We start from the raw sequence: 20327 nt of genomic DNA, 5'->3' as shown, positions 1-20327 counted from the left end.
AATTATTAAAATGAAAATATTACAAGTAAATGGTTATGAATCGCCGGGGAGTCGTTTTCATGGGTTTGCTATTACGCCTATTTTAAAAGAATATGGCATAGAATCAAAGCATCTAATTTGGCAAAAAGATACTAACAATCCAGAAGTATTAACTTTTAGCGAAAAAGATCGTAAAATAAATCATTTTTTACATAGGGTAGAAAATATTTTATCTTTGCAGTCAGTTTTATATCGTAACGCTTTGCAGATGATAAAAATGCCGGAGTTTCAAGAAGCAGATCTTATTCATCTTCATATTATTCATTCTGGTTTTTTTAGTATAAGACATTTGCCTAAAATAACTGGTTTAAAACCAACAGTTTGGACTTTACATGATCCTTGGGCAATGACAGGACGCTGTATTTATCCAATGGGTTGTAGCGGATGGGAAAAAAATTGCGGTATTTGTCCTGATCTTAAAACTCCATTTGAAATGAGAAGAGATAATAGTAAGTTTTTATTTAATTACAAACGTAGAGTTTATAAAAAATCTAACTTCAACTTAATTGTAGCATCAAAATGGATGCAAAATATGGTTGATACTTCACCTTTATTTGATAAAAAAGTTAAAGTTCATCATCTACCTTTCGGTTTAGATTTAAAATTTTTCTCTCCTGATCATACTAAAAAAGCAAGAGAACGTTTTAATATTAGTGATGACAAAATAGTTATTTGTTTCCGTTCAGAAGATACTACTTTTAAAGGTTACCGGTATATTATGGATGCATTAGAAAGGCTGGAGACCACAAAACCTATATGCTTATTAACAGTTGGTAGACATAATTTGTTAGAGCGATTTAGAGGAAGATTTGAAATAATAGAACATGGCTGGACTAATGATGATGTGTTACTCCGAGACGTTTTAGCTGCTTCCGATATTTTCTTAATGCCTTCTGTTGCAGAAGCATTCGGTGTTATGGTAATAGAAGCAATGGCATGCGGTAAGCCAGTAATAGTTTTTGATGGAACATCATTACCTGAAGTAACTTTTGCACCTGATATTGGTATTTCTGTTCCTATGCGTGATAGTAATGCTTTAACAAATGCGATAAAGCGTTTAGTTGATAATTCTGAGGAGCGTTTAGAACGAGGTAGTAAAGGAAGAAAGGCAGCTGAATTACACTATGATCAAGATATGCATGTAAAGAACTTAGTAGATATTTATAAGAAAGTTCTAAATAAATGAAGATTTTACTTTTAACCAATATTCTTCCTTGTGAGAGTTGTATGGCAGGGTTAGTATACCCTTTTAAAGCAAGTTTAAAATGAAAATATTACAAGTAAATGGTTACGAATTGCCGGGGAGTCGTTTTCATGGGCTTGCTATTACGCCTATTTTAAAAGAATATGGTATAGATTCTAAGCATCTGATTTGGAAAAGAGATACTAATAATCCTGAAATCTTATCTTTTAGCGTAAAAGATCATATAATAAATAACTTTTTGTATGTAACAGAAAGGATTTTATCTTTGCAATCAATTTTATATCGTAACGCTTTGCAGATGATGAAAATGCCGGAGTTTCAAGAAGCAGGTCTTATTCATCTTCATATTATTCATTCTCGGTTTTTTAGCATAAATCATTTACCTGAAATAACTAGGTTGAAACCAACAGTCTGGACTTTGCATGATCCTTGGGCAATGACAGGACGTTGTGTTTATCCAATGGGTTGTAGCGGATGGGAAAAAAATTGCGGTGTTTGTCCTGACCTTAAAACTCCATTTCCAATGATAGTAGATAATAGTAAATTTTTATTTGATCACAAACGCAAAATTTATGAGAAATCTAATTTTAATTTAATTGTAGCATCAAAATGGATGAAGAATATGGTTAATACTTCACCTTTATTTGATAGAGAAGTTAAGGTTCATCATCTACCTTTTGGTTTAGATTTAAAGTTTTTCTCTCTTGATCATACCAAAAAAGCAAGAGAGCGTTTTAATATTAGCGATGACAAAATAGTGATCTGTTTCCGTTCCGAGGATACTCCTTTTAAGGGCTACAGATATATTATGAATGCATTAGAAAGGCTGGAGACCACAAAACCTATATGCTTATTAACAGTTGGTAGACATAATTTGTTAGAGCGATTTAGAGGAAGATTTGAAATAATAGAACATGGCTGGACTAATGATGATGTGTTACTCCGAGACGTTTTAGCTGCGTCTGATATTTTCTTAATGCCTTCTGTTGCAGAAGCGTTCGGTGTTATGGCAATAGAAGCAATGGCATGTGGTAAGCCAGTAATAGTTTTTGATGAAACATCATTACCTGAGGTAACTTTTGCACCTGATATCGGTATTTCTGTTCCTATGCGTGATAGTAATGCTTTATCAAATGCGATAAAGCATTTAGTTGATGATCCTAAGGAGCGTTTAGAACGAGGTAGTAAAGGAAGAAAGGCAGCTGAATTACATTATGATCAAAATATGCATGTAAAAAATTTAATAAATATTTATAAGGAAGTTTTAAACAAATGAAAATTTTACTTTTAACCGATATCCCTCCTTGTGAAAATTATACTGCAGGGTTGGTATTAAAACCTTTAGTAAGATTTCTACCTCTAGATCAAATCGTTATGTGTACAGTTTCACATCCGGCTTTTGAATTTAAAATACCACCAGAATTAGAAAAAATTCCTCATTTAAAATTATTTAAATTTATTGAAAGGATGAAATCAGGAGGCTTGGTTGCTTATATTTTAGAGTTATTTAATGCAATAAGAGTAAAATATTATTTACTTCCTAAAATTATTAAGTTTGCTAAAGAACATAAAGTTGACACTATATGGGTTGTTTTGCAAGGTCAAACCATAGTTAGGTTAGCACGACCTTTAGCTAAGAAATTATCGGCATCATTATTTACTCAAGTATGGGACTCTTTTGAATGGTGGCTTCATGCTTGTAAAACTGATAAGCTTACTCAAAAAAGACTTTTAAAAGAATTTGATAAAGTGCTAAGATATAGTACCTGTTGTGCTACTGCTTCTTGGGGTATGTCTGAGGAATATGAAGCTAAATATAATATACCAACTATACCGATAGTTGCTGGATTGCCAAAAGAATTTGCAAAGCTTCCTGCTGTTACTTATAACAATACAGATGAGTACATTATTAGCATATCTGGGCAGTTTTATGCAAAAGATGAGTGGTTATGTTTTATAAATGCTCTTAATAGAGTTAATTGGAAAATAGCTGGTAAAAATATCAAAATTCGTGTAATGGGTGGAGATTTTGAGATACTTAGACAGCTATCACCTGCTAATATTGAATATTTGGGCTGGCGTTCACAAGAAGAAGCAATTAATTTGCTTGCCAAATCAGATCTTCTTTATATGCCATATTGGTTTTCAAAAGAATTTTACAAAGAATCTAGTACAAGTTTTCCTTCAAAATTAGTAACTTATTTTGCCTCAGGTAGACCAGTTTTTTGTCATGCTCCTCCATATGCATCTCCTAGCAAATATATAATGAAACATAATGCGGGGTATATATGCAATTCGCTAGATACGCACGAGATAATAAATGTTTTAGAAAAAGCAATATCCGATAAGGAATCTTACAGTATATTTGCTCAAAATGGACATAATTGTTTCTTGCAAGATTTTACATTAGAAAGTATAAAAGAAAATTTCTTAAAATTTTTAAATATGAATGGTAGTAAATGATGATGAAAATAGATAATAACCGTATTGTTTGGGTAGATTTAGTAAAAACTCTAGCTATTGTTATGGTGGTATTACTTCATTCTATAGCTCCATCATTCTATAAATATTCATCTATCCCTTTTTCTAAAAGTTTTGTTTTATCTAATCTTATAGATTCTTTTTGTAGGGTAGCTGTTCCTTTATTTATAGTAATTTCGGGTTTTTTAGCACTTAAAGGTAATATGCCGATAGAAAAACTATGGTCTAAAATAAAAAGGTTATTAATTCCATCAATATTTTGGAGCATTCTATATAAATATTGGATTTTATATAATAATAACGAAACATTTAATATTTTTGCTGTATTAAAAAGTATTTTTCGTGAACCTGCAATGTATCATCTAGGTTTTGTTTATTATATGCTAGGAGTTTATTTACTATTTCCAATTCTTTCGTTAATTGTTAATGAAATGCTTAAAAATACAAAATTTGCTTGTTATTTTCTAATATTATGGTTTGCAATTAATTCTGTTAATTGCTACTATGTATTTAAGATAATAAATTGGATGGCAGTTAGTAATTTTTTAATTATTCTGGTTATGCGGTTTTAGGAGCTTATTTAATAAGAAAAAATATTGGATTAAAGTTTCCTAGATATTATTGGTTAATTTTATACTTGTTAAGAAGTAGTTTTACGTTTATTATAACATGGATTTTAAATATAAATTTCTGGTAATGCTGATGAGACAGCTTATTGGTATTTATCCCCGAATGTTGTTATAGCAGCTATAGGAATGTTTTTAGCAATACAAAATATTAATATATCTGCTCAGTATAATAAATTATTAAAATGCATTTCTAAAAACTGTTTTGTTATTTATTTTATCCACGTTTGGCTATTAGATAGACTGCAATATTTAGTATCAAACTTTTTCAACGACGGTATAATGATTCATCAGGTAGTTGACGGTCTAATTTTAAGTATTGCTACTTTTATAATTAGTTTGCTAGTTAGTATATTAATTGGATTAGTTCCTTATTCTCAAAGATTAGTTGGATGAAACAAAATACATATTTCCCCTTAGTTTCAATTATTATCCCTGTATATAATGGTGCAAACTATTTAAAGGAATCTATAGATAGTGCTTTAGCTCAAACATATAAAAATATTGAAATTATAGTTGTTAATGATGGCTCAAAAGATAATGGGAAAACGGAAGAAATAGCATTATCATATGGTGATCAAATACGTTATTTTTCTAAAGAAAATGGTGGATGTGCTTCGGCTTTAAATGTCGGCATAAAAAATATGAAAGGGGAATATTTTTCATGGCTTAGTCACGACGATTTATATTATCCTAATAAAATTGAACATCAAGTTAATATATTAAATAAATTAGATAATAAGAATATTATAATTTATGGTGGTTATGAACTAATTGATGAAAAATCACAAACTATAAACATAATTAAAATAACAGATAGAATCCCTGAAAATAAACTTAATATTTCATTATTTCCTCTTTTTCATGGTTTATCATATGGTTGCACTTTATTAATACCAGCTATATATTTTAAAAAAGTTGGGTTGTTTAATGAATCTCTGAAACATACTCAAGATTATGATTTATTTTTTAAGATCTTTCGGATAGCAAAAATTCATTTTGATCCTCAAATTCTTGTAAAATGCCGTCAACATTCAACACAAAGTAGTCGTGTTGTTCCTAACAATTTAGAAGAATGTGAAGAATTGTGGGCAAGATTTTTAAAAGAGTTAACAGAAGAAGAAATGCTAGAAATGGGCGGCTGTTCTATAACGGTATTTTTATTTGATTTTGTAGCCTTTTTAAAATGTTATACCCCTTATAAAAAATCAGAACAATTAGCCTTAGAAATGGCGAATAGATATTTAAATAATACTAAAGTTAGTGTGATTATTCCTCTATATAATAGGATAAATTGGACTATAGAGGCTATAGAAAGTGTACTTATTCAAACTCATCAAAATTTTGAAGTGCTTGTAATAGATGATGGATCAACTGATGATGTATCAAAATTGATTGAAATATGTAAAAAAGATAAGAGAATAAAATATTTTCGCAGAGAAAATGAAGGTGTTAGTGCAGCTCGTAATTTTGGAATTGAAAAAGCCAAAGGAGAATATATTGCTTTTCTTGATTCGGATGATTTATTTATGCCGAATAAAATTGAAACTCAATTAAGGTTTATGGTAGAAAATGATAGATTATTTTCTCATACTTCTTATCAAAAAATAGATGAGCAAGGGAAATATCTTTATTCTGTCGATTCAGGTGATTTTTTTGGTCAAATTTTCCCACAAATTATTAATTACTGTCCAATAGCAGTGCCAACAGTTATGGGTAGAACTTCTTTGTTTAGACAAAATTTATTTCCTGAAAATATAAGAAATGGTGAAGATTTTTGTGTATGGATTTCTATTGCAAGTAAGAATCAGATAGGTGGTATTAATAAAGAATTATCTAAAGTAAGAATAACTAGTACTAATACTTTGTCAAATCCTAGAAAACATGCAGAAAGTTTGATAAATACAGCATCTTATATTATTAATGATCCTTATTTAAGTAAATATAGCTTACTAACAGTTAATTTGTTATCAAGAGCTATAACTGAATTAAAATCGTTAGAAAAAGAAGTTGATATTATAGAAGATAATCCTAGTAATGTAATAAACAAAACACAATTAAATTTTTCTATTATACCAAGCCTAATTAGATTAACCATTTATTCTATAAAATATAGAGGAGTGCGTGCAACTATATCTAAAATAAAAAGATGGTTTGAAAAACATAGAAATTTTAACTTATTCTTCTAGTATTTTTACTTTTGCACCATCGCTTATTTGGGGCATGCCCTCTGTAACGATTATATCGCTGTCTTTGATGTTATCGGAAATAATCTCGATTAAGCCATTGGTTCGTAAACCAGTCTTTACATATAATTGTTTTGCCGTATCACCATCTATTTTATAAATGAAATTACCTTGATTATTACGTTGTATAGATTTTTCTGGTACAGCTAAATTTTCATGCGGGTTGATTATCAACTTAACATCCACATAGCTATTATGTAAGATATTTGTATTATTTGGTAAGGCAATTTTAGCGGTTATAGTACCATTATTTGATAAATAGTGTGAGATAGCAAAAACTTCACTATGGATTTTGCCATTAACTATTGCTTTTGTACCGGCGAGGACCTTGCCACTTAAAGATTCCGGTAGCTCAATAAAAACACTTTGTGATTTATCAGCTCCTGTAATACTAAAAAGATAATCACCTATTTTTACTTCATCACCGACCATAGGCTTTATCACACCGATTTTACCATTAAAAGGTGCGGTAATTATCATGTCATTGTAAGTTTTAAGAGCCATCGTATAATTAAATTTAGCCTCTTCAAGGTCACTTTTCAATTTCTTATATTCTTGAATACTTACATATTTTTTTGCAAGTAAAGCATTTTTTCTGTCATATTCGTCTTGTTTAGTATTTAGTAAAGCTGCAGCTTTTGATTTAGTAGTTTCCGCTACATCTTTATCTATAACTAATAATATATCACCTTTTTTTACTATTTGTCCTTGCATAGCTGAAACTTTCTCAACAGTACCAGCAGCATTAGCATAATAATCACGGCTATTATTATTTTGGCATCGCCCTACGATATTAAAGACTTCATAAAGCTCTGCTGTATGGGCTTTAGTAACTTTTACTCCTGTAATTTTTTCTTCTATTTTTTTACTTGCAATAGTAGAAAGCGAAAAAAATAGGACAAAAAGGATAATAAGTTTTGTAGGCATAATTAATATTATTTATTTAATTTTTTAAGTTTGTGATCCGTTAACCATTTATATTCTTTTTCTAAAATCTCAAATCTAATTTTTTCTAGTTGTTCGTTAAGATCAGGTTCAGGAACTATTGCAGAACCCATAAACTCAAACCCTTGGTAATTAATTTTTAGTTTACTACATGTCTTTTGTAATGATAATAAATTTTCTTCTATATCATCTATAAATATTACCGATTTCGGAAAATAATTTGTTTTTTGCAACACATATTCAAGCACAGCTCCCTTATCATATTCTGCGGTGTAAATTATCCCATCTTTTAAAATAGGATCACCATAACCGGCATTAAAATCTTTTATTACTACTTCGTCATTTAAAGGTGATAATTCTTGAAGATTCAATTTTAATGAAGTTAGTTCTCGTACTCTCCACTCTATCATATCTTCAATTACGCCAAATTTACCGGTAGGAAGTTTTGTAAGACCCATTGCAGGGATATTTTTTTCTTTAAGTAGAGCAAATATGGTTAAAATATCATCATTTACAAACCTGGCTTTGCGGTCTTTCAGAACTACGCTCATTAATAATTCGCACTCTTTACGAGAGAGCCTTTTTTCAATGTCATTTACTAATATTTTACGGTAATCATGCGTTAATCTAGATTCATCTGAATCCATCACTATTACTTCATCAACATCAAAAAGCATTAAATAAGTTCCATCTGCTTTTTCTATTGCTTTTATAACTTCTTTAAAATCATGAATTTTATTTATTTTACTAAACATATTTATTATTTTCTTTATTTAATTTTTTGTAATTAGCATTATTGTCATCCCGTGGCTTGACCACGGGATCCAGTGTAAAGCGAGATAAATCGAGCTTTTTGCATTTATATTTTTTATTATTTTCTGGATCTAATTTCCAAGCCACGGGATGACACAAAAGATGTTTTTCAAGGCACACAACAAAGCTGCAATACTTCCTCTAATGAATTTGTCATTACCTTTAAGTCTTCTTCTCTAGATAGGTTATGTTTTGCATCTTTAACTAATTTCAATACCATTTGTTTGCTTGTTATTTTTTTTAATAGTTTAAGAGAAATTTCATAAGGCACATCTTCATCTAACATACCATGGATTAAATGCACCGGAATATTTATATCAATTTTGTTCTTTGTCAATAGTAAATGCTTTTTTGCATCTTCGATTAATTTATAGCTAATAGGGTATCTATATTCACAACTTCTACCTGATATTTCTAGTACACTTTCTTTTTGTATTCTAGATTGATCTTTTGGTGATAGATTGTGCCAAATATCTTCCGTAAAATCAGCTGCAGGGGCTAAACAGATAAGTCCTTTAACCTTATTCGGAAACTTTAAAGCTGCAAGAAGTGCAAGCCATCCTCCCATGCTTGAGCCGACTATTATGGCTTGATCATCAATTAATTCATCTAAAACTAGAGCTACCCCTTCTAACCAACTACTAATAGTTTGATCTGTAAATTGTCCTGCAGCATGACCGTGACCAAAATTATCAAAAATAGTAAAATTATAATTGTTTTTTTTACAATAATCTATTAAATAAAGAGCTTTAGATGAATGCATACCTGACATTAAGCCGTGTAAAAAAATTACAGGTGGAATATTTGTATTAACAATTCTATAATTATTATAGACAACAAATTTGTCTTGTGTTCTAGTATAAAGCTTGTGCATTTTAAATAATTATTTAAATAGATGAAATTATAATGCCTTCATTAAATTCAAGTAAACGATACAATAAATATACTATTTTGCAAGTAGTTCCTGCTCTAGTTTCGGGAGGAGTTGAAAGAGGGACTATAGAAGTTGCAAAATATCTTAAAGTTCTTGGTCATACTCCGATTATAATTTCAGCTGGCGGTGCTTTAGTTAAAGAGTTAGATAATGAGGATATACTACATATTCAAATGAATAGTAGTAGTAAAAACCCTTTTATAATTCTAAATAATGCTAGGTTAATAGCCGAAATAATCAAAAAATATAAGGTTGATATAGTTCATACAAGGTCAAGAGCTTCGGCATGGAGTTCATATCTAGCAGCAAAATGGACGAATACTAAATTTTTAACAACCTTTCATGGTATTTATAACGCTCCTAATGATTTGAAGAAATATTATAATAGTATAATGTTAAAGGGAGAGAAAGTTATTGCCGTCTCTAATTTTGTGAAGCAGCATTTACTTAAAAATTATAATGTTGATGAAAGTAAAATAGTGGTAATTGAGCGTGGTGTAAATTGTGATTATTTCGATCCAGCAAATTTAACACCAGAAAGACTTAAAAAATGTCGTGATAAATATGATGCTCCAGATAATGTACCGATAATATCAATGCCCTCGAGAATGACTAACTGGAAAGGGCATCTTGTTTTAGTAGAGGCATTAAGCAAATTAAAGCACAGAAACTTTTATTGTTTAATGGTCGGTGATTTATCAAGACATCCTAGTTTTACCAATAGAGTAAAAGAACTTATAGCAAATTTAAAACTTCAAAATAAAATTCAAATTTTTGGTAATGATTCTGATATCATAAATCTTTATGGTATTTCAGATATTATTGTTTCTGCTTCGATTGAGCCTGAAGCTTTTGGGCGTACTATTATTGAAGGGCAGGCTATGGAAAAGCTTGTTATTGCCACTAATATTGGTGGAGCTACCGAAACAATAAATGATAATGTAACAGGTTTCCACGTAAAGCCAAATGATGCTGAAGATTTAGCTCAAAAAATTGATCATTGCTTATCTATTCTAAATACTGAAGAAGCTAAGAAAATTCAAACCGCCGCAAGACATACTGTAATTAATGACTTCTCCCTTGATTTAATGCTCCGAAAGAATCTTGAAGTTTATAAAGAAGTTTTAAAAAACTCCCCTAATTCAAAAACGATGCCATAAATTTAAGATTTTCTAATAAAATCACTTATTCCTCATTCTCTATAAGTGATAAAGCAATTAATAATCTCTCTTTTTCTTTTATATAATTTCTATTGCTTTACATATAATGTATTTTTTTGGTTTATCAATTTCTCTAGAAATATTGGAAAGACTAGTATCTAACTCATTAGAAATTTGAGTGGTTATAACTGTTAAATAATTTTATATTTTTATTTTTGCATTAAATCTATTATAGCTTAATGCGATAAGGTAGTGATTTTTAAGAGCATAGTAAACAGCATCAAAAAAGTGCTCAAAATTAGAAATAGTTTTTCTTATTTCATTCTTGATTTTAAACCAGTAATGCTCAATAGAATTTAAGTCAGGAGAGTAAGTTGGTAAAAATAAAATACTGCAACCAACAGATTCAATTAACGTTTTCACTTTTGTACTTTTATGAAAATTAATATTATCCATTACTACTATCTGACCAGCCTTTAATTCCTTGATCAATATCTCTTGTACATAAGTTTCAAAAATGTCCTTATTACATGTCCCATCAAATATTATTGGGGCAATAATATCTTTGACACACAGCCCAGCAATCATACTAATCCGTGATTTATGTTGATAGACCTTTTCACCATAACATCTTTGACCGATAATGCTCCACCCGTGTTCTCTACAGCTATTATAGCATAAGTCATTAAGGTACTGACAGAGCGAGAGTATCATGTTATAGTAAGCAAATATTCAAAACTTACGCTATGTTATAGCAAATATGCTAAAAACTCTTATTACACAGCAATGTTTTATAGTGAAGCACTTCATAATATCCCTTAATTCATGGGCATTATATCAAACATAGCGTAAGTTTTGTATTAACAAGCATGTAAAGAGATATGGCACGAGCATATGCAATAGAACTAAGACTAAGAGTTATAAAAGCTGTAGAAGCAGGGATACGAATAAGTAAGGTAAGTAAATAAAAGTAATCCCCGCCGCAAGCAGCGGGGTATTTTAGAAGAAAGCTAGCTGATGATCCTCATGCAGTTTCTGATATTCCTTGCCTTGGTTTTTTACGTATTTTCCTATCATATTCTCATTTCCATGCTTACCTACCGTACTCGTAAAATATCCATCAGTCCAAAATTCTCCACCCCATAATTGTTTCTTTACCTGTGGACACTGTCTAAATATTTGACGAGCTGTAACACTTTTAATTGTTGTTACTATTTTTGTTACGCTATAGGTTGGTACAGATTGTACCAAAAAATGGACATGATCTTCATCAACCCCTATTTCTAAAAATTTTATTTGATATCTCTTTTCTATCTCTAAACATATTTCTCGTAATACTTGATCAACTGATACGTCAAACACTGCTCGGCGATATTTTGCTGGAAATACCATGTGATACAGCAGTACCGTAACATTATGACTTTTATGTATATATTTGCTCATTCCGCCATATTACGCCGCAAGCGGCGGGGAATATACCCAAAAGAGATTTAATGTAAGTCGTGATACTATATATAAATGGAAAAAATTAAAAGATAAGCAAGGTACTTTAGAAGCAGCAACTGGTTATCAGAAAGGACATAGTCATAAGATAAAAGATTCAGAATCTTTTAAAGAATTTTTTAAAGCTAATATGAATAAAACATCAAAGGAGTTAGCAAAGCAATGGGGTAATATTGCATCTGTAACTATTTTAAGACAAATCAGAAAACTTGGCTATAGCTATAAAAAAACTCATTTTCATCCGAAAAGAGATATTAAATTAAGAAATGAATTTATAGCAAAGATACAAACCATCACAAAAGACAAATTAGTATATCTTGATGAATCTGGAATAGAGGATAATGCTTGCAAAGAGTATGGATGGAGCATTATAGGACAAAGGTGTTATGGAGAAAAGGTGTATCAACATAAATTTAGAATAAGTATGATAGCTGGTCTTTGTAATGGTAATCTTATTGCTCCTGTAATATTTGAAGGTAATTGTAATACAGAGGTCTTTAAAACTTATATTAGGGATGTATTAATTACAGAATTACAACCTGGGCAAACCGTTATTATGGATAACATTAATTTTCATAAAAATTCTAAAGTTAAAGAGTTCATTGAATCCGTTGGTTGTACCATATTGTATTTACCAACTTACTCTCCTGATTTAAATCCTATAGAGCATTACTGGTTTAAGATAAAAAATGAAATTAGGAAAGTTGTAGGAGATTTTGAAACATTTTATGATGCTGTTTTTAATACTATTAAATTGTCAGTATCTTAATGATTTATGCTATATCTTCTATCCCAGACTCATCGATAAATACTAAATCTTGTTTATCTATAGTTTTTAGTTTCAATATAAACTCATTCCTTAGACCAATATCCCTTTTGGGATGAAGAAAAGTTTTTTTTATAACTATAACCTAATTTATTAAGCAATCTTGATATCGTACTTGCAGATACTTTTTGACTCCAGTTATTAGCTAGCTCCATGGTGGTTTTATCAAAATTTAATTCTATAAATTTTTTAAATCCCTCTATGTCTCTTATTATTCTACGATGTCCTGTATGATAACCACTTTTTGCTTTGACATCCCCAGTTTGTTTCTTTAATTTTTTCCACTCTATTATAGTCTTCCTACTAATAGAGTATATCTCTGAAGTCTCTTTTATTGTTTTACCATCTGTTAAACTTTTTATTACTCGTATTCTTAAATCGTATGAATATGCCTTTGCCATAAGTTTTTCATTTAGTATAATCCAACTCATACTATAAGTCACTACCTTATCGCATTAAGCTATATATATCTATTTTTAGTTTCGTTAAATCTAAAGATTTTATTCTTTAGGTTCTTATATTCATTTAATTTAGATTAGTAGTATGTATAGTAAAGAAAAGCTAAGCTTACGTGTAGAAAGGTTAGAGCAGCAGTTAGAAAAAATAAAATCAGAAAATTTAGGAAGTGTAAAGAATAATTTATGGTTTAAGTATCGTTCTGAAGTGCATAAAAAATTTAGTAAAATTAATTACACAGTAAAAAAATTAAATGATTTTTTATTTTGTTCAATATTAATTTCTTTTATTTTAATACTTATGCTAGCTCATTATACAAACAATTTTTTTTTGTTATGATCTTGATAGCATTAACATTATTTATAGTATTTATTTTTATATATCCTTTTATTGCAGTATTTTTTCAACTAAGAATTTATCGCCAGCTTAGAAAACCAAAAAATTTTATAAAAATATTAATTTCATTTGGAAAGTTTTTAGAGCAATCTTTAACAACATTTATAATTAAATTTGGTCTTCCATTAACATTATCTATAGTTATAAAAATCCTGTTGTTAAATATTTTGAGAAGCAAAGTTATAGAATTACCACCTGATGAATTGAAAATTGTGATTGACTCAATTATCCAAGGAAAAAATCTAAGTGTTATAATATATATATTTATGTTTAGTATTATATTACTAGCATATAAAGTTTCTTATGTTCGTACAAAAAGTTATCTACAAACTTTAAATAATAAGTGGAGATATTATAAACCTGTAGATATTTTTTCTGTTTTCTCTTTAATGTTTATTTCTTTTTTTATAATATTTTCTTTTTGTATAGAAATACCTGCCTTTATTAATGCATTACAAGAAGATCTAGCTGAAAATAATATGTTATATGCTACTAATATACTAGTTTCCAGTTATCAGTACTATTTTATTCTAGGAGCATTTATTTTACATTCAATAGGGTTGTTAGTCAGCGAATACTTCGTAGATAAGCAATATATTGAAGAACATAATATTTTACCCTTGCATTAAAGCGATTAGGCAGCTATTTTTATTTTATTGATTTTTTAAAATTAAAGGAAATAATTTATGTCGACAAATGGGCAAGACAGTACCGCAAATAATAATGATACAATAGAGATACAAGAAACTGAAGTGGTACCTGTAGAAACTACGAATTCTCTACAATCGGGATTAACAAGCTTAATACCGATGGTTTTAATTTTTGCTGTTTTTTATTTCTTACTATTACGTCCGCAAGAAAAACGTCGTAAAGAAAGAGAAAAACTAGTAAGCGAAGTTAAAAAGGGTGAAGAAGTTCTAACAAATAGCGGTATTTACGGGATCGTTACTAAAGTTAGCGAAAGCGAACCTAACATTGAAGTTGAGATAGCAAAAGATGTACGTATTAAAGTTTTAAAAAGTGCTATTGTTGATATAACTAGCCGTTCTAAAGATGTAGCAGTTAAAAAGGAAGACAGTAAAAATAATAAAAAAGATAAGAAGGTAAGCGGTGCAAAATCTTCCTAAGTGGAAAATTTTCCTTTCAATTATATGTACGATTTTTGCAGTTATTTGTGCTTTACCGAATTTTACACAGGTAAAGTCCAAATATTTGCCTCATGATTCAGTAAATTTAGGGCTTGACCTTAGGGGTGGAGCACATTTATTGCTTGATGTTGATTTCGATACTTATCTCAATGACACTATGGAAAATTTAGCCGATACTTTACGTAAAAGCTTCCGTGAAGATAAAATTGGTTATAAAAATCTATTGGTTAAGCAGAATAATATTCAGTTAGAGCTGAGATCGCAGGAAGAATTAAAGCCATTAAAGAAAATAATTAGCAAAATTGATCCTGAGATTAATGTTGAAGCAAATGATAATAGAATAAAGCTTTCCTATAGCGAATCTAGATTAAGAGAGCTACTTAATAAAATAGTCGATCAATCTATTGAGATTGTCAGAATGCGAGTTGATAGTACTGGTACTAAAGAGCCTATACTGCAAAAGCAAGGTGATAGGCATATATTATTACAAGTTCCTGGTGAAGAAGATCCAACCTATTTGAAAAATATTTTAGGTAAAACTGCTAAACTAACTTTTCACTTAGTTGATGAAAATGCCAATGTTGAAGAAGCAGTAAAAGGTCATGTGCCTATGGGTTCAATGCTTGTTCAAGGGGATAGAATGGGTTATTTAGTTGTAAAGAAAAAAGCTATTTTAGGTGGCGATTCATTAACAACTGCCGCAGCATCTTTTGATCAGAATTCACAGGCGGTTGTATCATTTTCTTTTAACAGTTTGGGTAGTAAATTATTTGGTGAAGTTACTAAAAATAATGTTGGAAAGCATCTTGCTATAGTTTTAGATAATAAGCTACTTAGTGCTCCAACAATAAATCAACCAATTATGGGTGGTAGCGGTATAATCTCAGGTGATTTTACTGTTGAATCGGCAAATGAACTTGCGTTATTATTACGTGCTGGCTCGCTGCCTGCACCGCTTAAGATTATTGAAGAAAGAAGTATAGGACCGAATCTTGGAGCTGATTCTATAGAATCCGGAAAAAAAGCAGGAATAATTAGTTTTGCAGCAGTTTGTATATTTATGGTCTGGTCTTATGGCTTGCTTGGTTTTTTTGCAAATATAGCTTTAAGTCTTGCTATGCTATATGTTTTAGCATTATTGTCGCTTTTCCAAGCTACCTTAACTCTGCCAGGGATTGCTGGAATAATACTTACTATGGGTATGGCTGTTGATGCTAATGTCTTGATTTATGAGCGAATAAAGGAGGAGCTGAACAAAGGAACTTCCAATCTTTATGCTATTAAAACCGGTTTTGAGTCAGCTTTTGCTACTATTTTAGATTCTAACCTTACTACTCTAATTGTTGCTTTTCTACTTTATATATTTGGAGTTGGAGCAATAAAAGGATTTGCTGTGGCATTAACAATCGGGATTATATCATCGATGTTTTCAGCAATTATTATTACTAAATTACTAATAGATATTTGGGTAAAATATTTTAAACCTAAAAAAATAGGTCTTGTATAAGATTTGGGGATATAAAAAATGCAATCAAATATTATAAAAATTATTATTGGAGTTAGTCTATTAATAGGTGTTGGAGCATTATATTTGTTATTATCTTTAAAGACTCCTGATAAGCCTCTTGCTGGTCAGGTAAATATTTATGAAGATAATGCAGAAATCGGTGGTGACTTTGAATTAATAGATCAAAATGGTGAAATATTTAACAGTGATGAACTAAAAGGTAAATTAAGTCTCTTATATTTTGGATTTACTGGCTGTCCTGATATATGTCCAACTTCTTTAAATAAAATAACAAAAGCGGTGGAAATTTTAAGCGAAAATAAGATAGATATAGTACCGGTTTTTATTACTATTGATCCAAGGCACGATACTCCAGCAGTATTAAAGGAATATTTAAAACATTTTCATCCTAAATTTATTGGACTTACAGGTGATGAGAAGCAAATAAGAGAAGTAGCAGATAAGTTTAAGGTTTATTATGCTAAGGCTGCTAGTGAAAATGATAATGACCAAGATTATATGCTAGATCATTCCTCCTTTACTTATTTGATGAATGAAAACGGAAAATATCTAAAGCATTTTTATTTAGATTCTGCTCCTAGCGAAATTATGGAGTTTTTAAAAAGTAACTGATGAATAATTATTTATTAGTAGCATATATATTTACCTTTTTAAGTCTGGGAGTATTGTTAGTTAGTAGCTTTGTAAGTTATAAGAAAGAGAAGAAAAATACTGATGCAAAAAAGAGCAAAAAATAAGTTAATAACTATCATTATTTGCTTTTGTTCAGCAGTAATCGGAGTTAGTATAATACTTTATAATTTAGAAAAAAGTATAGTATTTTTCGTGCCGCCATCAAAAATTAATGAAATAGAGCAGGGGAAAGAGCTAAGAGTTGGCGGGCTAGTTAAAGTAGATTCAATAAATAAAATTGCGGCTGATAAAATAAGTTTTGTTATCACAGACAATATTAAGGACTTAGAAATATTATATCAGGGTGTGCTACCTGCCTTATTTCGTGAGAATCAGGGTATTATTGCTATAGGTAAGTTATCAAACGGCAAGTTTATAGCAAGGGAGTTGCTTGCAAAACATGACGAGAATTATCGACCTCCGAATACTGTCTTCCGCAGAAGCGGGAATCCAGCATAAAGCGAGATAAATCGAGCTTTTAGCTCTAAAAATTTACTCTGTTTATGCTTTTTTTCTGGATTCCCGCTTTTAGCTAGGAATGACAAATGAGCTATTAAATAACATAAAACAATTATAACAAAAAAATAAAACATGTTCATAGATAAAATTAAAGCAAAAGCAAATAACGATGAAATAAATGTAATCATTGAAATACCGATGAATAGTGGTCCGATTAAGTATGAATTCGATAAAGAATCAGGAGCGGTTTTTGTTGATCGTTTCATGCAAACTAAAATGAGTTATCCATGTAATTACGGTTTTATTCCGCATACTCTTTCTAATGATGGTGATCCGGTAGATGTGCTTGTTGTATCGCATCATCCAGTAGTGCCTGGCTCAGTAATTAAGTGCCGAGCTGTTGGAGTATTGATGATGGAAGATGAATCGGGTTTTGATGAGAAAATTATTGCAGTTCCAACCTCTAAGCTTGATATTACCTTTGATCATATCAAAGAATTAGATGATGTATGTGAGATGCTTAGGAAACGTATAGTTCATTTCTTCGAGCATTATAAAGATTTAGAAAAAGGCAAATGGGTTAAAGTTACCGGCTGGGAGAATAAAGCCAAAGCTGATAGCCTTATAGAGGAAGGGATAGAAAGGATTAAAAGTTAGTTGTATGTCATTCCTGCGGAAGCAGGAATCCAGTATAAAGCGAGATAAATTGAGCTTTTAATTTTAAAAACTTACTGCTTTTATGTTTGTTTTTCTGGATTCCCGCCTCTAGCTAAGAATGATATAGAATAAAAACTGTCCGGTACTATTGGACAAGCCACGGGATAACAGGGGAAAAATTGATTCACCCAGGCAACATTTTTTCTCAATGACGTACTTATAAAAACTATAAAATTATAAATTAGTGACATTATTCAGATCAGGGATTGTAGTAGCCTTTTTTACATTAATTTCTCGCATATTTGGGCTTGTGCGTGAGCAATTTATTGCATCATTATTCGGCTCTACTCAAATGGGTGATAGCATAAATGTTGCTTTTAAATTACCAAATCTATTTAGAAGAATTTTTGCCGAGGGAGCATTATCAAACGTTTTTATCCCTATTTATAATAAAAAAATGCTGATTTCTAAGAAAGCAGCAGGTAGATTTTCTGGTGAGGTCTTTACACTTTTACTACTCTCATTAATAGTTATAATAGTATTAATGCAAATATTTATGCCGCAATTAATGCTATTTATAGCTCCTGGTTTTCACGGTAAAAAAGAGAAGTTTGAGCTTACAGTATTCTTATGCCGAATCACTATACCTTACTTAATATTTGTATCACTTACAGCTTTATTAGGTGGGATTTTAAATTCGGTAAAACGCTTTGCTGCTTTTGCTTTTTCACCTGTTATCTTAAGCGTATGCGTAATAGTCTGTACATTAATGTTGGATAATTATACAGAGTCTACCGTTTCAATCAGCTTATCTTTAATAATTGCTGGAATATTACAAGTTTCTTTTATGTTTGTTTGCGTTAAAAGAGCTGATTTAAGCTTTCCGTTTATTTTTAAACCAAATGATCCAGATGTAAAAAAGCTTTTAATTAATATGGGACCGGCGACCATTAGCTCAGGCGTACAGCAATTAAACCTTTTTATCTCTCAATCTATTGCTAGCTTCATTGAGGGAGCTATCTCCATACTATCTTATGCTGACCGAATTTATCAATTTCCTCTATCAATAATAGGCACTAGCTTTTCAACTATTTTATTACCTGAATTATCAAAAATATATAAATCAAACGATATAGTAGCTGCAACGAAAGTACAGAATAATGCAATTAGAATGGGGCTATTTTTGTCACTACCTGCAACTTTTGGAATTATAATTTTATCGCATCCAATTATTAACGTAATATATGAAAGGGGAGCGTTTACCTCTCAAGATACTACAAATTCTGCTGAGGCTATTTCTGCTTTTGCTTTAGGGCTTCCTGCTTTTATTTTGGCAAAAATTCTAACTCCTATTTTTTATGCCAATGGTGATACTAAAACACCTCTGAAAATAACTCTATTTTCAATAATAATTAATACCAGCATGAATTTATTATTAATGGATTCTTTAAAGCATATCGGTATTGCGGTTGGTACTTCTATTGCAGCTTGGTATAATTTAGGTTTATTATATAGCTATACTAAAAAGCAGAATATGCTACATATAGAGCAGGATATAAAATCTTTTTGTATTAAAGTTTTATTATGCTGCATAATTATGTCTATTATGATTGGCTCAATAAAACATTATTTCTTAGAATATTTTTATTCGGAATATTTGCTGATTAAAATTTGTGCATTAGGAGGTACTATTACAATTGGCATTATAGTCTTTTTTGGTGTAGCTTATTTAATAAAAGTAATCCCCGCCGCAAGCAGCGGGGTATTTTAGAAGAAAGCTAGCTGATGATCCTCATGCAGTTTCTGATATTCCTTGCCTTGGTTTTTTACGTATTTTCCTATCATATTCTCATTTCCATGCTTACCTACCGTACTCGTAAAATATCCATCAGTCCAAAATTCTCCACCCCATAATTGTTTCTTTACCTGTGGACACTGTCTAAATATTTGACGAGCTGTAACACTTTTAATTGTTGTTACTATTTTTGTTACGCTATAGGTTGGTACAGATTGTACCAAAAAATGGACATGATCTTCATCAACCCCTATTTCTAAAAATTTTATTTGATATCTCTTTTTTATCTCTAAACATATTTCTCGTAATACTTGATCAACTGATACGTCAAACACTGCTCGGCGATATTTTGCTGGAAATACCATGTGATACAGCAGTACCGTAACATTATGACTTTTATGTATATATTTGCTCATTCCGCCATATTACGCCGCAAGCG

General features: G+C 30.4%; 22 protein-coding genes and 2 pseudogenes. 16 read left to right on the top strand and 8 right to left on the bottom strand.

Features of this window, described 5'->3' with window-relative positions; genetic code table 11:
* The first annotated feature begins 10 nt into the window (after nt 1–10).
* The 6 genes from AAGD55_RS07845 to AAGD55_RS07820 all read left to right on the top strand — a co-directional run bounded on the left by AAGD55_RS07845 (nt 11) and on the right by AAGD55_RS07820 (nt 6539).
* Complete coding sequence (locus tag AAGD55_RS07845) at nt 11–1225, top strand: glycosyltransferase family 4 protein (protein ID WP_341791062.1); 1215 nt, start codon at nt 11–13, stop codon at nt 1223–1225.
* A 79-nt stretch (nt 1226–1304) separates the two neighbouring features.
* On the top strand, nt 1305–2519 hold the full coding sequence (locus AAGD55_RS07840) for a glycosyltransferase family 4 protein (RefSeq protein ID WP_341791061.1): 1215 nt from the start codon (nt 1305–1307) through the stop codon (nt 2517–2519).
* Nucleotides 2516–3706: a glycosyltransferase gene (locus AAGD55_RS07835; RefSeq protein WP_341791060.1), complete on the top strand. Its 1191-nt coding sequence runs from the start codon at nt 2516–2518 to the stop codon at nt 3704–3706. Before AAGD55_RS07840 ends, AAGD55_RS07835 begins: the two co-directional genes overlap by 4 nt.
* Nucleotides 3706–4296, top strand: a complete 591-nt coding sequence (locus AAGD55_RS07830) for an acyltransferase (RefSeq protein WP_341791059.1) — start codon at nt 3706–3708, stop codon at nt 4294–4296. Before AAGD55_RS07835 ends, AAGD55_RS07830 begins: the two co-directional genes overlap by 1 nt.
* A 183-nt stretch (nt 4297–4479) precedes the next feature.
* Nucleotides 4480–4746, top strand: a complete 267-nt coding sequence (locus AAGD55_RS07825; RefSeq protein ID WP_341791058.1) for a hypothetical protein — start codon at nt 4480–4482, stop codon at nt 4744–4746.
* Nucleotides 4743–6539 (top strand): glycosyltransferase family 2 protein, encoded by a 1797-nt coding sequence (locus AAGD55_RS07820; RefSeq protein WP_341791057.1) that lies wholly within the window; start codon nt 4743–4745, stop codon nt 6537–6539. The genes AAGD55_RS07825 and AAGD55_RS07820 overlap by 4 nt, the downstream gene beginning before the upstream one ends.
* Here AAGD55_RS07820 and AAGD55_RS07815 read toward each other — a convergent pair.
* From AAGD55_RS07815 to AAGD55_RS07800, 4 genes are read right to left on the bottom strand one after another with little or no spacing between them, the layout of a single operon-like run.
* Nucleotides 6528–7526, bottom strand: coding sequence for an efflux RND transporter periplasmic adaptor subunit (locus tag AAGD55_RS07815; protein WP_341792555.1), 999 nt, complete (start codon nt 7524–7526; stop codon nt 6528–6530). The genes AAGD55_RS07820 and AAGD55_RS07815 overlap by 12 nt on opposite strands.
* 5 nt (nt 7527–7531) lie before the next feature.
* Nucleotides 7532–8296 (bottom strand): DUF2608 domain-containing protein, encoded by a 765-nt coding sequence (locus tag AAGD55_RS07810; protein WP_341791056.1) that lies wholly within the window; start codon nt 8294–8296, stop codon nt 7532–7534.
* Entirely contained in the window at nt 8289–8474 is a 186-nt protein-coding gene (locus AAGD55_RS07805; RefSeq protein ID WP_341791055.1) for a palindromic element RPE4 domain-containing protein, read from the bottom strand. Before AAGD55_RS07805 ends, AAGD55_RS07810 begins: the two co-directional genes overlap by 8 nt.
* The gene (locus AAGD55_RS07800) at nt 8464–9228 is read right to left on the bottom strand and encodes an alpha/beta hydrolase (protein ID WP_341791054.1); all 765 of its coding nucleotides are present in this window, start codon (nt 9226–9228) and stop codon (nt 8464–8466) included. Before AAGD55_RS07800 ends, AAGD55_RS07805 begins: the two co-directional genes overlap by 11 nt.
* 32 nt (nt 9229–9260) lie before the next feature.
* Here AAGD55_RS07800 and AAGD55_RS07795 point away from each other — a divergent pair, with 32 nt between their 5' ends.
* The gene (locus tag AAGD55_RS07795) at nt 9261–10448 is read left to right on the top strand and encodes a glycosyltransferase family 4 protein (protein WP_341791053.1); all 1188 of its coding nucleotides are present in this window, start codon (nt 9261–9263) and stop codon (nt 10446–10448) included.
* Nucleotides 10449–10649: 201 nt separating this feature from the next.
* Here AAGD55_RS07795 and AAGD55_RS07790 read toward each other — a convergent pair.
* Nucleotides 10650–11120: pseudogene (locus AAGD55_RS07790) on the bottom strand (IS630 family transposase); the annotation flags it as partial.
* Between the two features lie 327 nt (nt 11121–11447).
* Nucleotides 11448–11891: an IS200/IS605 family transposase gene (tnpA, locus tag AAGD55_RS07785; RefSeq protein ID WP_341790826.1), complete on the bottom strand. Its 444-nt coding sequence runs from the start codon at nt 11889–11891 to the stop codon at nt 11448–11450.
* Nucleotides 11892–11931: 40 nt separating this feature from the next.
* Here tnpA (AAGD55_RS07785) and AAGD55_RS07780 point away from each other — a divergent pair.
* Nucleotides 11932–12720 (top strand): annotated as a pseudogene (locus AAGD55_RS07780) (IS630 family transposase); the annotation flags it as partial.
* Nucleotides 12721–12803: 83 nt separating this feature from the next.
* Here AAGD55_RS07780 and AAGD55_RS07775 read toward each other — a convergent pair.
* Nucleotides 12804–13208, bottom strand: a complete 405-nt coding sequence (locus tag AAGD55_RS07775; protein WP_341791052.1) for a helix-turn-helix domain-containing protein — start codon at nt 13206–13208, stop codon at nt 12804–12806.
* Between the two features lie 112 nt (nt 13209–13320).
* Between AAGD55_RS07775 and AAGD55_RS07770 the strand changes: the two genes are divergently transcribed.
* The 8 genes from AAGD55_RS07770 to murJ all read left to right on the top strand — a co-directional run bounded on the left by AAGD55_RS07770 (nt 13321) and on the right by murJ (nt 19864).
* A complete protein-coding gene (locus AAGD55_RS07770) occupies nt 13321–13572 on the top strand; it encodes a hypothetical protein (RefSeq protein WP_341791051.1) in 252 nt (83 codons plus the stop codon).
* Complete coding sequence (locus AAGD55_RS07765) at nt 13569–14258, top strand: hypothetical protein (protein ID WP_341791050.1); 690 nt, start codon at nt 13569–13571, stop codon at nt 14256–14258. Before AAGD55_RS07770 ends, AAGD55_RS07765 begins: the two co-directional genes overlap by 4 nt.
* A 57-nt stretch (nt 14259–14315) precedes the next feature.
* On the top strand, nt 14316–14756 hold the full coding sequence (gene yajC / locus AAGD55_RS07760; RefSeq protein ID WP_341791049.1) for a preprotein translocase subunit YajC: 441 nt from the start codon (nt 14316–14318) through the stop codon (nt 14754–14756).
* The gene (secD, locus tag AAGD55_RS07755) at nt 14740–16284 is read left to right on the top strand and encodes a protein translocase subunit SecD (RefSeq protein WP_341791048.1); all 1545 of its coding nucleotides are present in this window, start codon (nt 14740–14742) and stop codon (nt 16282–16284) included. Before yajC ends, secD begins: the two co-directional genes overlap by 17 nt.
* A gap of 18 nt (nt 16285–16302) precedes the next feature.
* Nucleotides 16303–16917: an SCO family protein gene (locus tag AAGD55_RS07750; protein ID WP_341791047.1), complete on the top strand. Its 615-nt coding sequence runs from the start codon at nt 16303–16305 to the stop codon at nt 16915–16917.
* A gap of 102 nt (nt 16918–17019) precedes the next feature.
* Nucleotides 17020–17436: a cytochrome c maturation protein CcmE gene (gene ccmE, locus AAGD55_RS07745; protein ID WP_341791046.1), complete on the top strand. Its 417-nt coding sequence runs from the start codon at nt 17020–17022 to the stop codon at nt 17434–17436.
* A 132-nt stretch (nt 17437–17568) separates the two neighbouring features.
* Nucleotides 17569–18093 (top strand): inorganic diphosphatase, encoded by a 525-nt coding sequence (gene ppa / locus AAGD55_RS07740; RefSeq protein WP_341791045.1) that lies wholly within the window; start codon nt 17569–17571, stop codon nt 18091–18093.
* Between the two features lie 244 nt (nt 18094–18337).
* Nucleotides 18338–19864, top strand: coding sequence for a murein biosynthesis integral membrane protein MurJ (gene murJ / locus AAGD55_RS07735; RefSeq protein ID WP_341791044.1), 1527 nt, complete (start codon nt 18338–18340; stop codon nt 19862–19864).
* Here murJ and tnpA (AAGD55_RS07730) read toward each other — a convergent pair.
* Entirely contained in the window at nt 19861–20304 is a 444-nt protein-coding gene (tnpA, locus tag AAGD55_RS07730; RefSeq protein ID WP_341791043.1) for an IS200/IS605 family transposase, read from the bottom strand. The two genes, murJ and tnpA (AAGD55_RS07730), sit on opposite strands and share 4 nt — an antisense overlap.
* Nucleotides 20305–20327: the final 23 nt, after the last annotated feature.

The organism is Rickettsia endosymbiont of Gonocerus acuteangulatus (assembly GCF_964026435.1).
In the GTDB taxonomy this organism is placed as follows: domain Bacteria; phylum Pseudomonadota; class Alphaproteobacteria; order Rickettsiales; family Rickettsiaceae; genus Rickettsia.
The sequence above is the reverse complement of the archived record's forward strand: the minus strand, read 5'-3'. Positions and strand labels throughout refer to the sequence as shown.